We start from the raw sequence: 13,625 nt of genomic DNA on the forward strand, positions 1-13,625 counted from the left end.
AAGGCTTCCTTATTTCTTCCCCTCTACACCGGATTCCGAGTTCTCCTCATTTTCCTTGGCAAGATAGGTCCAACTTTCCTTCTGTGTGACCAGCCCATCCTTCATCAGCTTACCTAGGGCCCGTTTAAAGGCTGATTTGCTGATGCCGAAACGCTGCTTAATAATATCTGGCGGCGTTGCGTCAGAGTATGGCATGGCTCCACCCGGACGTTCCTTCAGAAACGCTAGCAGCCGATCGGCATCATCTGTCATCCCAATCTCTTTACGCGGTACCATCGATAAGTTGACACGGCCGTCCTCACGTATATGACTGACACGAACACGAACTTCTTCCCCGAGGCGCATTAATCGCGTCCGCTCGGAAGAATGGATCATCCCAATAGCTCCAAAACCAAGCACGCCACCGTCTACAATAACGAACGTGCCCATCTGGAGAGGCTTGTACACAAGTGCTGTAAACCATTGGTTGAGCCACGCATCGGGTGCATGAAAAGCAAGGGGCGCAAGCTCCTGTTCTCCGGCCAACTTGGCACGGAGCCGTCCCTGCTTATCGTGTTCCATCATGACAAACACATAATCACCTACCTGGGGATGAAGCTCTCTCATCTCAGGTAATTCACGGATAGGAAGAAGCAATTGACGGCCCAGCCCCATCTCGAGGAAGCAGCCAAGGCGTGGATGAACGTCAGCTACCATCAGCTTGGCTGTTTCACCCAGTGTAAGATACGGCTTTTTCATTGTAGCTGCGAGCCGATCCTCCGTATCAAAAAATATAAATACCTCAACCGTATCACCAGGCTCAACCTTCCCGGTGAGCTCAGAGTAATGGAGAAGCACATCCCTGTCGCCGCCATTCAAAAAATAACCGTAAGGCGATACTTCACGGGTTACTTCCAGCTCCACGATCGTACCGGCGATCAGGCTCATACGTTCTCCACCACTTTAGCGTCAGACCACAGACGCTCAATGTTGTAATATTCACGCTCGTCGCGATGGAATATATGAACGACTACATCGCCAAGATCCATCAACACCCAGCGGGCAGCGTCCATACCTTCGATACCACGAAGCGTCACGCCGCCCTCTTGAGCACGCTTGCGCACTTCGGTTGCAATCGATTGAACCTGGGTATCGGAGTTACCGTGACAAATAACAAAGTAATCGGCTACAAGAGAGATTCCTCTCAAATCAAGAGCCACAATATTCATCGCTTTTTTATCTTCAGCGGCCGCCACGGCCGCATTTAACAATTCATTCGGATTCATCGTCATGAATTCGCCTCCAGTTGCTTTATTAAGTCATTTCGAGCCAGTACGGTCAGTGGATAAATAATCTGCTTGCGAGATACCAAGAAACTTATCGTCGAATCAAATCCGGCTGCAAGCGCCTCTTCAAGGCTATGGTTGGCCAGTTCGCGAATATTATTCACGCCTGGGAAATCCCTTCCCGGCTCCATATAATCTGCCAGACATACGACCTTCTCCAGAAGAGTCATTTGGGCACGTCCAGAGGTATGATATCGTATTGCATCCAATACTTCTTGATCGGTTATGCCGTAATCCCTTTCTGCAACAAAGGCGCCTACTTCGGCATGCCACAACTGTTTATCATGCTGCAGTAACTCGTCGTTAAGTCCGTTATCCACTAGGACCTCTTTTAATTTTAACACAGGCCAATATTTAGCGACGTCGTGCAGAATAGCCGCCAAATCCGCTTTTTCCGGATTAGCCCCATACTGTTCAGCAAGTTTGACCGCCGTTTCCATGACGCCCTTGGTGTGTAACCAACGCTTCTCGGGCATCTGGGATGATACGGCCTCAATCAGCTGTTCCCGGCTGTATCCCATAGATTCCGCTCCTTACAATGTAATCATATACACGGTCGGGTACCATATAACGGATGGACTCACCCGCGGCCACCCTCTTCCTGATCAGGGTCGAGGATATATCAACAAGAGGCATATCTGCGATTTTGACAACTTTCTGTAAAAACGAAGGCAGCAAATTGACATCCAAACTGGATCCCGGCCGGTTCACACCGATAAAATGGAGCATTCCGGCCAGCTCATCAATCCGATGCCATTTGGGCAAGTAGTTGACCATGTCCGCACCAATGATGAATGTGAACTCTATATGCGGATAAGCCCGGCGCAGTTCCGTCACCGTATCCATGGTGTATGATACTCCTCCACGTTCGATTTCAAAGTCCAGCGTCCGAAAAGACGGATGGCCGGCCACGGCTTCGGATGTCATTTCCAGCCTCATCTGCCCCGTCGCACCGGATTCCAGCTTATGTGGAGGAATATGGCTTGGCATAAACCACACTTCGTCCAATTCGTATACGTCCCGAGCGGCTTCTGCCGCCAGCATATGACCGATATGGATGGGGTCGAATGTACCTCCCATAATGCCAACCTTCATCCGGTTCGCCTCCTTTATTAAGGCAGTTCGATCGTTTTGTTATCCTTCGATTCCTTGTACAGCACGATCGTTTTTCCAATCACTTGTACAAGCTCTGCTTTAGCACCTTCAGCCAATTCCGCCGCGATTGCACGCGGATCTTCCAAACAATTGTTCAGCACAGATACCTTTAACAGTTCCCGCTTTTCAATCGCTTCAGAAATATGACGGATCAGATGATCATTGCTTCCACCCTTACCGACCTGAAACAAAGGATCCAAGTGATGCGCCATTGACCGTAAATACCTTTTTTGCTTTCCTGTTAACATACTTCGTCATAACTCCCTTAATTTCATCTATTTCAAGCTTTTCTCTGTTCCGAAACCTTTATTCTAGCGCTTGATGTATCTTTAAGCAATTATTATTGGAGACCTGCTTATTCCTGAAAGCTGTTCAGTACAGTCTGCTTCATAATCTCAACCGGGGCAGCCTGTCCTGTCCAATATTCGAAAGCGTAAGCCCCCTGATTCACAAACATGCCGAGGCCTCCATGAATGGTACAGCCTTTTTCTTCACTTCTCCGCAGAAGCTCGGTTGTAAGCGGGTTATATATGAGATCGCTGACAACGATTCCTTCCGGAATCCATTCTGCCAATAGCGGAAGATCACCGATATGCGGATGCATGCCGACCGAAGTCGTATTGATTAATACATCTGCCGACTCCACAGCTTCCCTCGCTTCTGCTTCAGCCAAACCCCGGATATCGGCTAACGAACGCCACTCTTCCGCAAGTTCCTTCGCCCTTGAGGCCGTTCGATTGACCACGGATATTTGTCCTGGCTGTTCAAAAGTCAGGGCGTGTATAATCCCGCGAGCGGCACCGCCTGCTCCGAGAACAACAATATTTTTACCGGCCAAATCAGGACAAGCTTCTTCCTTCAATGACCGGACGTATCCGATTCCATCCGTGTTGAAGCCGGTGAGAATGCCGTTATCGTTTACAATCGTGTTGATCGCTCCGATCCTTGCAGCCCCTTCGTCTATAATATCCAGGTAGTTCATAACCTCTACCTTATGGGGAATCGTTACATTGACCCCGCGAAAGCCAAGTGAACGAAGGGCTTCAACCGCTCCCTCTAGCCCATCCGGCTTAATATGAAGAGGAACATAGTCACCTGGAATACCGAGTGCTTTCAGAGCTGCATTATGCATAACAGGGGATTTGGAATGAATGATCGGATCCCCCATCACCCCGAGCAATAAAGCTCCACTATTCCTAACAAAATCTTTTTGCTGCATTGAATTCATGTTCCATCCCCCTCTCCCAAAGACCGTGTAAACCCGGTTAGATCAGTGACGGCCGTTGAAGTACTTTGACCCCTTTCGGCACATGAACCGCGACAAGAGCACCCATGTCTCCGTTCACTTTCACCCATCCCAAGCCGGAAATAAATATGTCCGAGCTGGAGCCTTTGGGAATTCTTATCTCATGTCTTGTCCATTCAGGCATTTCTTCCAACCGTTCCTTGGTTGGAGGCGACAGCAGTTCCCCCGCATGCTCCTCGAACAGTGAATCGGCACGCTCCAGCTTCGTACGGTGTATATTCAGTCGGCCGCTAATAAAGCAAGTGAAGGACTGATGTTCTCCCTTAATGAAGTCGAATCGCCCCATTCCCCCAAAGAACAACGTTTGGCCTTCATTTAGCTGGTATACCAGAGGCTTCAGTGGATTCTCGGGCATAACGACACCCAGATCGTCGCGGCTTACAAGCTCACTGTATCTCCATGGATAGACAATCCCCGGTGTATCCACAATATATCGTCCGTCATCAAGTGGAATATTAACCATATCGAGCGTAGTTCCCGGATAACGGGATGTGGTCAGCTCCTGCTCCAGATCACTGTAATCACGGATCAAACGATTGATAAGTGTCGACTTGCCAACATTGGTTGCGCCGACAACATAAACATCACGATCACCGCGATGAGCAGCCATCGTTTCCAGAAGTCTGTCGAAACCCTGATTCTTCTTTGCACTGCATAGCACGATGTCGGTTGTTCGAAGTCCTTGTTCTTTACACTGTTTTTGCACCCAATTCAGAAGTTTGTTCCAATTGGTGACTTTCGGAAGCAGGTCAATTTTATTGACAGCCAGGATGACCGGGTTGTTACCGACAAACCGCTGAAGACCTGATATTAAACTTCCTTCAAAGTCAAAAATATCTACAATATGAATGACGAGGGCTTTCTTTCCGCCGATTTGCCCGAGCAGACGCAGAAATTCATCCTGATCGACTGCAACAGATGCGACCTCGTTATAATTTTTAATACGGAAGCAGCGCTGGCAAATGACCGGTTCACGGTCCCAGGCTTTTTCCGGCAGATAGCCAGGCTCACCCTGAGCAGCATGCTGCAGCGAAATGCCACAACCGCTGCATTTCTTGGTGACTTGTTCGCCTAAAGGCTCCATCATGATTTCTTGTCCTCCTCAATCCATAATCCTTGTTTCCGCAGACGTGCCAAAGCGATTCGTTCCACCCGCCGATTGAAAAAGCGCGTCGTCCAGCCTTCGTCATTGATCGCAATCGGCATGACCAAAACCGTGTATAAGCCCAAACGATTGCCACCGTAAACGTCTGTCAGCATTTGATCTCCAACTACAATCGTCTGCTCATTCGTCATATCCATCATTTTCATCGCTTTCCGGAAAGGAATGTTGCTAGGTTTACGGGCTTTGTGTACATACTGGATATCTAACGGAGTGGCAAACTTTGATACGCGCTCCAGTTGGTTATTGGAAACGATGATCAGCTGGAAGCCAATCTCTTTTACTTTTTTAAACCAAGCCACCAATTCAGGGGTTGCCAGTGGCGCTTTCGCTCCCACAAGCGTATTATCCAAATCTGTAATAATTCCCCGGTAACCCTGTTCGTACAGTTCTTCCAGCTTAATGTCAAACACCGTGTTGACACGGAGTTTTGGAATCAACATTTCAAACAAATTCGTCACCTCAATTTCATAGGAAAAACTATACCATATTACGGTTGGTTAGTAAAAATAATCGACAGCTCGTCAACCAGACAACCAAAGCCAATGAGTGTCTGAGGTTTCATGAAAAAGCCGCCCGTTATTCCTATCGGAATCCGGGCGGTTGTGATCAGGAAATCCTAATACTTTTTATACTCTTTTTGAACTGGTCCGCTTCAGATTGAACCGCGCGCCATTCTTCCTCCATAATGTGGATTGGACTATAGCGTGCAGCCTCAAACTTTATAAGCAATGGAGTCAGCGAGCGAGACAGCGACGGATAAAGGCTCTCCCAACGGTTAACCGACTCCCGAAGTGTTTCATGAGTGCCGCGTTTCAAGCCGCGACGATGGGCATAACGTATCCACCGTTCTGTCTCGGCAATCACTTTATCAGCAGGTGTCAGAGGTTTCCCGGCTCGAAGACGGGCAGAGAAGAATCGGAGATTAAACCGCATTCTCCAAAGAATATACCCTATCCAGGCGAGAATAACCGCTCCTGAAATAATTCCCAGAACCATGTACAAAGAGGAGCTGCCTCCCGTTTCTTCAGAAGACAAAACAGGCTCTTCCTCTTCCTTAGCCTTCTCTTCCTCTTTCTCCGTAACAATAGGTTTCATCGAGTCCATGTCGGCCAAAATCGGCATATTAAAGCCTGGTGTCGTCTCAATCGGAATCCAGCCGTAGTCTCCGAAGTATACTTCAACCCATGAGTGTGCGTCCGCATTGGTAACCGTATAACTCCCAGACGCTGAATTGTTCTGACCATTCTGAGACATAAATTCCTGACTGGGGATGTTTCCAGGCGCATAGCCTTTCACCCATCTGGCGGGAATACCAAGTGATCGGGTCATCATAACCATAGACGTAGAAAAGTAGTCGCAGTAGCCTTCCTTCACCTCAAACAGAAAGCCATCCACAAAGTCTGTACTTTTCCTTCTCGTTAAGTCAGGCGTGTTCGTGTAGGTAAAGTTGTTTTGTAAATATTGCTGCAGCAGCATTACCTTCTCATATGGAGTATCTCCTGCGGCAGTCACTTCCTCCGCCAGCATTTCAACACGTTCCGGGAAATTGGACGGCTTCTGAAGATACACCTCGTCTACAGGTCCGGTAAACAATTGATCATAAGTTTGAGCGCTAAGCTCTTCTACCGGGATGACCGGGATTTCTGAAGTGACTGTATACGTCTTCGGATAATTCAGACGTTTCGGCTCGGAAATCAGATGAAGCTCGGAACTTTCACCCTTCCAACGAAGCATTCCGTTATCCATGTCAGGATCCAACCTGTCCACTTTAGATATCGAATAGGCTCCAAACAGTACCGGATATACACTGTCATTGAGCATCGTCACGGTCTGCTGCACCGTCTTGGTGTCAATCTTCCCTGATAAGTCCCCGCTTAGAGCCTCGCCCAGCGCAACCTCTTCCGAGTCGCGCTGTCTTTGTTTATCAGACCAGCCTGTTCCAGAGTATTGTGTTCTCGTCTCACCACGCCAGTAGCTTCTTTCCTTGGATGCAACCGACATGACCGGTGAATAGTCGAAATTAAAACCTCCACCTAATTCGTTATCTTCACGCCCATATCCGGACATGCTCTCGGTAGAGACATCGAGAATACCGCCGCCCAATCCGCTCACGCTTCCCGACAACGGTATGCCGTTCCATTCCCGCCAAGCGGTATAAGGATCTGTAAGTGCGGGTTGTATGTTCGGCATGTTGATGCCGGCCAAAATAATCAATGAAAAGATAACGAGGATATTTCCGATAATCTTGATGGGATACTCCCGAAGTTTGCGCCAACCTAAAGGAAATCTTTTGCGAAACCGGTTGAAATGCTCTGTAACAAGCCAGCCCATACCCACTGCTACGATCCATGCGGTTTCATCCCATAAAACAATGGTCGTAAAGGAGTCAAGCACAGCAAAAGCTACGATATTCAACCCTATAACCAATAAGATCCTTCTTTTGTTGGTCGCCCAGACTGCTAGGAACAGAAAAATCGCCCATGATGCAGCCGCAAACCAAAAATAAGGCAAAAATTCAAGCAGCTCTCCCGACCTTATACCTTTAAGCAAGCTTGAAGGTACAGGGTTGCCGTATTTCTCTAACGTGCGGTATACCGCATAAATGATCAACGGCAACTGAATAAGCATACGAAATCCGCGCTTGATAAACACCAAGGATTCCGTAACCGCCGTAATGGCGAGCGCGACAATAATGCTTGCCGTTGTTTCTTCATATAATAAGGACTCTGAGTAGGAAACCCACTGCAGTAATATAAGCCAAATCCACAATAACGATAATATATAGAAAAAGGACAGCGAGAACTTTTGTATCCATGACCTCATCACGCACCACCTCCCAAAACAGCAGGAAGCTCATCGAGCGAAGAAGCCGCGTAATTCGTAATACCCCGTGACTGGAGAAATGCAGAATAATCCTCTTTGCCACTGTTCACTCCATCAGAGCTTAGTATTCTAAGCAAGCTAGGGTTCATTCCTTTGGTTTCAGCCCAGCGCATTGCTTCCATAACCGATTGATCCGCCAAAGGACTCACTAGAAGGAACAAAGCCCCTTTCGGAAAGTGTCGATATGCTCTCTCCAGTGAGGTCAGCAGACTTTCTGTCCGGTCCGCATCCACATCCACCAAATGCTGAATCATCCGCATCCGTTCGCTTGGGGTATCGCTTGGCGCAAATACACGGGAATCTTTCCCTGCAGTAAAAAGCCCGGTGCCTGCATGTTCTCGGGCTCCATATTCAACAAGTGAAGCAGCCGCAGAAACCGCAAACTCAAATTGTCGGGAATTCTGGTACCCTTTTGCCGTGCAATCCAATACAATCATCGTTTTTGGAAATGATTCGTGCTCAAACTCCTTGGATTTCCATGAGCCTGTCTTGGCTGTTGCATTCCAGTGTATTCGTGAAATCCGGTCACCGTAAACGTAATCCCGGACACCGTTAATCTGGGTCGTCTCCCGTCTGGAGGACGAAAGTGTCGTCTGCGTCCCTCCCAGCCTTAAATTACGAATGCTCCGATGCCAGTTCGGAATATAAATGGTTCTCGGCAGCACCCGGAATGACGTTTGGACCTCGAATACCCCACGATGCTCCATAAGACCAAATATATCCTCGCTAATGCATTCCGTGCTTGAAAAGGCATAGCGACCTCTTTCCAGCGGAGGTGTCTGAAACACCAGCTCCCCGGATCCGCGCAGGCTCGGAATAACACTATCTTCAAATGACCACTTTTCCCCGTTATGACGCTGAAGCACCTCTCTTACAATAAGGTAAGGCATTGGCAGCAGACCCGGAATGTTCACTTCCATCTTGACATGAACCTGGTCACCGGCATGTAGAACATCGCCATTATTCTCACCTGATGTAACGGAGCGGGAGGCCTTTACTCGATTGACTCCGCCGAAACTCGAACCAATTAGATAAACGGACAATAGACTGACCATTGAAAAAAGCATCATGGATGTCTTACCGCCCTGAAATAGAACATACAGCAAGCATATACACCAAACCGCCAATACCGCTGCGAGTTTCGACGGTTTTATGCCGTTCGTCCATATCGAAAGATAACGACGCATACTTATCTCCCCATCTGCACGGGCACTTTGACTTGTCTTAAAATAAATTGCAACACCGACTCTGTCGTCGCATTGTCGAGTCTGGATTCCGGACGCAGCATAATCCGGTGTGACAAGACATAAGGTGCAAGAGTTTTGACATCATCAGGCAGTACGTAATCCCGTTGCTGCAAGAACGCATAAGCCTTTACGGCATTCATAAACGAAAGTGTAGCGCGTGGACTCGCTCCCAGAATGACAGCCGGATGCTCTCTTGTAGCACGCGTTATGCCTAACAAATAATCGGCTACCGGGTCTCCGATAAACACATCCCGTATTTCGTGCTGAATAGCCGAAATACTGTCCATATGTGTCACCGGTCTGAGCTTGTCCACTAACTGTCCATTTTTAGAACGGAACATCAGCTCTTTTTCGGTAGCGGCATCAGGATAGCCCAAGCTGATTTTCAGCATGAAACGATCTAACTGAGCTTCGGGAAGCATATAGGTACCTTCAAAATCAATTGGATTTTGCGTAGCACACAGCATAAAAGGATGTGGAAGTTCATGTGTCTCTCCATCTACGGTTACACTTCGTTCTTCCATAACTTCTAACAAGGCCGATTGCGTCTTGGTCGTTGCGCGGTTGATCTCGTCGGCCAGAAGAACATTCGTCATTACAGGTCCCGGCCGGAAATAGAACCGTTCATCACGGGGGTGAAACACCGATACACCTGTTATATCACTTGGTAGAATGTCAGGATTACACTGTATGCGCCGGTAATCTCCTTGCATGGATTTGGCGAGTGCTTTAATTAACTGAGTCTTGCCCGTTCCCGGAACATCCTCAATCAGGACATGTCCACCGGCAAGCAGCGCAGTAAGAAGAAGCTGGATTTCGAATTCCTTGCCCAGCAGGCACGATTCCAGATTGGAACGTACCGAAGAAATGATATTCATGGATTCTTGACTTACGGGCATGTATTAAAAACCTCCTGTAAGGGAATAAATAGTAGATTAACTACTATTGTACATGATGAAGGTCGATGAGTACATTCAAGAGTACATTCAAGAATACAATCAAGAATACATTCCTGCAAAAGAGTTATCCTATTCATGTCTTTCCTCACAGCAAAGAGCCCCGGAAAAACATCCGGAGCTGCAGTGTATATAGCTATATGAATCGCTTCTTTAGCCTTTGGGACGTACGATCAGTGCGGCTAGAAACGAAAAGATGATCGCCGACGAAATCCCGGCGCTTGTTATTTCAAAAATACCCGTAACAACACCAATCCATCCGTCACGTTCAAGCTCGGTCAAAGCCCCGTGAACAAGAGAGTTACCAAAACTTGTAATGGGTACAGAGGCACCAGCACCGGCAAACTTAATAAGTGGTTCGTATAAGCCAAAAGCGTCAGCAATCGCGCCGGCCACAACGAGTGTACTCATCGTATGAGCGGGTGTAAGCTTGAATGCATCCATCATGATCTGTCCAACGACACAGATCAGACCGCCGATAATAAAAGCCCATAAAAATTGCATGCTTCCTCAACCCCCCATCTCTAAAGCTACGGCATGTGCGATACAAGGAATACTCTCTCCCTGCTGATATGAAAGCGGTGAGAGCAATGCACCTGTAGCAACAACCAGCACTTTTTTGAGCTCGCCGCGTCGCATCCGTTTGAGAATATGGCCATAAGTAACAACGGCAGAGCAGCCGCAGCCGCTTCCACCGGATAACACATACTTCTGTTTATCACGGTCGTAAATCATGAGTCCGCAATCCATAAAATCCGTCTCCTCCATGCGAACTCCTTCTTTTTGAAGGAGCTCTTTGGCAATAGGAAACCCGACAGCAGCCAAATCCCCTGTCACAACTAAATCGTAGTATCCGGGGGAACGGCCGGAATCCTTAAAGTGTGCAGAAATGGTGTCCGCAGCTGCGGGCGCCATAGCTGTACCCATATTGAAAGGATCCTTTATCCCAAGATCCATTACTTTGCCAATGGTAGCGTAAGTGATTTCCGGTCCGCCCCCTTGGGCCGCTACAACCGAACAGCCTGCTCCGGTAATTGTATACTGCGCATACGGCGGCTTCTGAGAGCCATATTCTGTAGGATAACGGAACTGTTTTTCGACCGTACAGTTATGACTCACCGTACCGGCCATCGCATATTGTGCGGCACCCGAATCCACCATAAGTGAGGCAAGAGCCAAGCTCTCCATCGAAGTAGAGCAGGCTCCGAACACACCAATATATGGCACACCCATTTTACGGGCTGCGAAGGAGCTGCTGATGATCTGGTTCATCAGGTCTCCACCTACATAAAACTGCAGCTGTTCTTCTGTAATGCCTGAGTTCTCCAGTGCCGTTTTGGCCGCATCCTCTAGTAAACGGCGCTCACCTTTCTCCCAGGTCTTTTCGTTGATTTCTATATTGTCGTAGATGTAATCAAAATCCTGAGCTAGTGGTCCTTCCCCCTCTTCAGGACCGACAATCGAAGAGGCTCCCAAAATGACTGGTTTATTCTCAAACTTCCAGGTTTGTCCGGTCACTTTCATAATCAATGGCCTCCTCCTATGCCCAGAAGAGCATAGATAATACCTATGATAAATGCGGCAACGGTACCGAAGACGATAACGGAACCCGCAAGTTTGAACATGCTGGCTCCTACGCCAAGCACAAGTCCTTCCGCACGATGCTCAAGTGCAGCAGAGCACATAGAGTTGGCGAACCCGGTTACCGGAACGGCCGTGCCGGCTCCCGCCCACTGGGCGATTTTATCGTATACCCCGAAGCTTGTCATAATGACGGAAATCAATATGAGTACCGCTACCGTCGGGTTGCTGGCCGCTTTTGTGCTCATATGGAACACCGACATAAAGAACTGCTGAATACCTTGTCCGATAACACAAATCAATCCCCCCACCAAAAAAGCTTTTAGGCAGTTTTTCAGTATATTGCTCGGCGGTTCGTGTTTTTTGGCAATCGACTTGTATTCCTCCGGACTCATCGAATTTAGTTTTGATTCGGATTTTTGTTTAGAGTCAGGCAATTCGTACACCTCCGGCTAAGTATATGTTGCTCTTGCAAGTTGGATATTATGGAAATTTCGCTCTATATCATTATGGTTTAAATTGACTTCTTTTATGTAAATCATCCATATAAAAAACAGCTTCAAGCACTTTGCCTAAAGCTGTTTTACGTATGGACCTTAACATTGATCATTCAGATCAACACATACATCAACAAAACCACCAACAAAACAAAGAGCACCAGCACCAGCAGAAACTCACTGGCTTTGCCATGCGGGTTGTATAAATCGAGGGTATGCTGTTTCATATAAAACTCCCTTCCAAGACAAATACGTAAAAACCAAATTCAGTACAATATACTCGTTGTCACCGGTATAGGTGCTATGTATTGACGGAAGTTAATAAGTCCATGTGATAACATGGACTTTTCGACGCTGGAAGGGCATACTAGAACATGAATCTTATACATACTTTCGAAAAAGGAGCGAACACATTATGAATCAATCGACAATGGATTTGCTGCGGACTTTAACAGAATTCCCGGCGGCTCCGGGCTTTGAACGTGAACTGCGTTCATGGGTTAAGGATGCCCTCTCCCCATATACAGACGAATTCCTGCAGGATCGTTTAGGAAGCATCTTCGCTGTCTTGCGCGGGAATGATGAAGGTCCTCGGGTAATGGTGGCCGGTCATATGGATGAGGTAGGCTTTATGGTAACGGGAATTACGGAAGCCGGCATGATCCGCTTTCAGCCTTTAGGTGGTTGGTGGAGTCAGGCTGTGCTCGCACAGCGGCTGCAGATTATTACGGATCAAGGCCCGATTACTGGAGTGGTTGGCTCCATTCCTACCCATCTACTAGACGAGGCACAACGTAGCAAGCCGGTCGACATCAAGACAATGTATGTAGATATCGGTGCGGATAATAAAGCGGAAGCCGAATCGTTCGGTATCCGTCCAGGACAGCAGATTGTTCCGATCTGTGAGTTCACTCCTCTTGCGAACCCTAAAAAAATCATGGCGAAAGCCTGGGATAACCGCTATGGCGTTGGACTGGCCATTGAACTTGTAAAAGCTCTTCACGGCGAAAAGCTTCCTAATACCGTATATGCCGGAGCTACCGTTCAGGAAGAGCTCGGTTTGCGTGGTGCGCGGACATCAGCCAACCTGATCCAACCGGACATTTTCTTCGGACTTGATGCCAGCGCAGCGAACGATATGATGGGTGACAAAAGTCAGTTCGGACAGCTCGGACAAGGCGCGCTGCTGCGCATCTTTGACCCAACGATGCTGACGCACCGCGGGATGGTAGAGTATGTGCAAGACACAGCTGACACCAACAAAATCAAATACCAATACTTTGTATCTCCAGGTGGCACAGATGCAGGACAGGTGCATTTGAGTGGGATCGGTGTTCCTTCCACGATCATCGGCATTTGTTCAAGATACATCCATACTTCCTCATCCATCATCCATACAGATGACTACGAGGCTGCCAAAGAACTGCTCATTAAGCTGGTTAAAGGACTGGACCGTACGACATTGAATACGATTTTGGAGCGAGCGTAACTTAGGTACAAGGCTTACAAA

General features: G+C 47.9%; 15 protein-coding genes. 1 reads left to right on the plus strand and 14 read right to left on the minus strand.

Features of this window, described 5'->3' with window-relative positions:
• Positions 1–9: 9 nt before the first annotated feature.
• From AC2TF5_RS20090 to spoVAC, 14 genes are all read right to left on the minus strand, one after another.
• On the minus strand, positions 10–927 hold the full coding sequence (locus tag AC2TF5_RS20090) for a CvfB family protein (RefSeq protein ID WP_491298915.1): 918 nt from the start codon (positions 925–927) through the stop codon (positions 10–12).
• On the minus strand, positions 924–1,271 hold the full coding sequence (rsfS, locus tag AC2TF5_RS20095) for a ribosome silencing factor (protein WP_491298916.1): 348 nt from the start codon (positions 1,269–1,271) through the stop codon (positions 924–926). Before rsfS ends, AC2TF5_RS20090 begins: the two co-directional genes overlap by 4 nt.
• Entirely contained in the window at positions 1,268–1,846 is a 579-nt protein-coding gene (gene yqeK / locus AC2TF5_RS20100) for a bis(5'-nucleosyl)-tetraphosphatase (symmetrical) YqeK (protein WP_491298917.1), read from the minus strand. The genes rsfS and yqeK overlap by 4 nt, the downstream gene beginning before the upstream one ends.
• On the minus strand, positions 1,818–2,420 hold the full coding sequence (gene nadD / locus AC2TF5_RS20105; RefSeq protein WP_491298918.1) for a nicotinate-nucleotide adenylyltransferase: 603 nt from the start codon (positions 2,418–2,420) through the stop codon (positions 1,818–1,820). Before nadD ends, yqeK begins: the two co-directional genes overlap by 29 nt.
• A gap of 17 nt (positions 2,421–2,437) precedes the next feature.
• Positions 2,438–2,728, minus strand: a complete 291-nt coding sequence (yhbY, locus tag AC2TF5_RS20110) for a ribosome assembly RNA-binding protein YhbY (RefSeq protein ID WP_208915143.1) — start codon at positions 2,726–2,728, stop codon at positions 2,438–2,440.
• A 107-nt stretch (positions 2,729–2,835) separates the two neighbouring features.
• Positions 2,836–3,708, minus strand: a complete 873-nt coding sequence (gene aroE, locus AC2TF5_RS20115) for a shikimate dehydrogenase (protein WP_491298919.1) — start codon at positions 3,706–3,708, stop codon at positions 2,836–2,838.
• Between the two features lie 37 nt (positions 3,709–3,745).
• Positions 3,746–4,873 carry a ribosome biogenesis GTPase YqeH gene (gene yqeH, locus AC2TF5_RS20120; protein ID WP_491298920.1) on the minus strand — a complete coding sequence of 376 codons (1,128 nt, stop codon included), beginning with the start codon at positions 4,871–4,873 and terminating at the stop codon, positions 3,746–3,748.
• Complete coding sequence (locus AC2TF5_RS20125; RefSeq protein WP_491298921.1) at positions 4,870–5,400, minus strand: YqeG family HAD IIIA-type phosphatase; 531 nt, start codon at positions 5,398–5,400, stop codon at positions 4,870–4,872. Before AC2TF5_RS20125 ends, yqeH begins: the two co-directional genes overlap by 4 nt.
• Positions 5,401–5,557: 157 nt before the next feature.
• Positions 5,558–7,774 (minus strand): transglutaminase TgpA family protein, encoded by a 2,217-nt coding sequence (locus AC2TF5_RS20130; RefSeq protein ID WP_491298922.1) that lies wholly within the window; start codon positions 7,772–7,774, stop codon positions 5,558–5,560.
• On the minus strand, positions 7,774–9,021 hold the full coding sequence (locus AC2TF5_RS20135) for a DUF58 domain-containing protein (RefSeq protein ID WP_491298923.1): 1,248 nt from the start codon (positions 9,019–9,021) through the stop codon (positions 7,774–7,776). The genes AC2TF5_RS20130 and AC2TF5_RS20135 overlap by 1 nt, the downstream gene beginning before the upstream one ends.
• A 2-nt stretch (positions 9,022–9,023) precedes the next feature.
• Entirely contained in the window at positions 9,024–9,980 is a 957-nt protein-coding gene (locus tag AC2TF5_RS20140; protein WP_491298924.1) for an AAA family ATPase, read from the minus strand.
• 210 nt (positions 9,981–10,190) lie between these two features.
• Complete coding sequence (spoVAE, locus tag AC2TF5_RS20145; RefSeq protein ID WP_491298925.1) at positions 10,191–10,541, minus strand: stage V sporulation protein AE; 351 nt, start codon at positions 10,539–10,541, stop codon at positions 10,191–10,193.
• A 6-nt stretch (positions 10,542–10,547) separates the two neighbouring features.
• Positions 10,548–11,561: a stage V sporulation protein AD gene (spoVAD, locus tag AC2TF5_RS20150; RefSeq protein ID WP_491298926.1), complete on the minus strand. Its 1,014-nt coding sequence runs from the start codon at positions 11,559–11,561 to the stop codon at positions 10,548–10,550.
• Between the two features lie 2 nt (positions 11,562–11,563).
• Positions 11,564–12,013, minus strand: coding sequence for a stage V sporulation protein AC (gene spoVAC, locus AC2TF5_RS20155; RefSeq protein ID WP_491302953.1), 450 nt, complete (start codon positions 12,011–12,013; stop codon positions 11,564–11,566).
• 517 nt (positions 12,014–12,530) lie between these two features.
• On the opposite strand from spoVAC, the gene AC2TF5_RS20160 reads away from it, so the two are divergent.
• Positions 12,531–13,604, plus strand: a complete 1,074-nt coding sequence (locus AC2TF5_RS20160) for a M42 family metallopeptidase (RefSeq protein ID WP_208915151.1) — start codon at positions 12,531–12,533, stop codon at positions 13,602–13,604.
• The last annotated feature ends 21 nt before the right edge of the window (positions 13,605–13,625 follow it).

This window comes from Paenibacillus sp. JNUCC 34 (genome assembly GCF_058269055.1).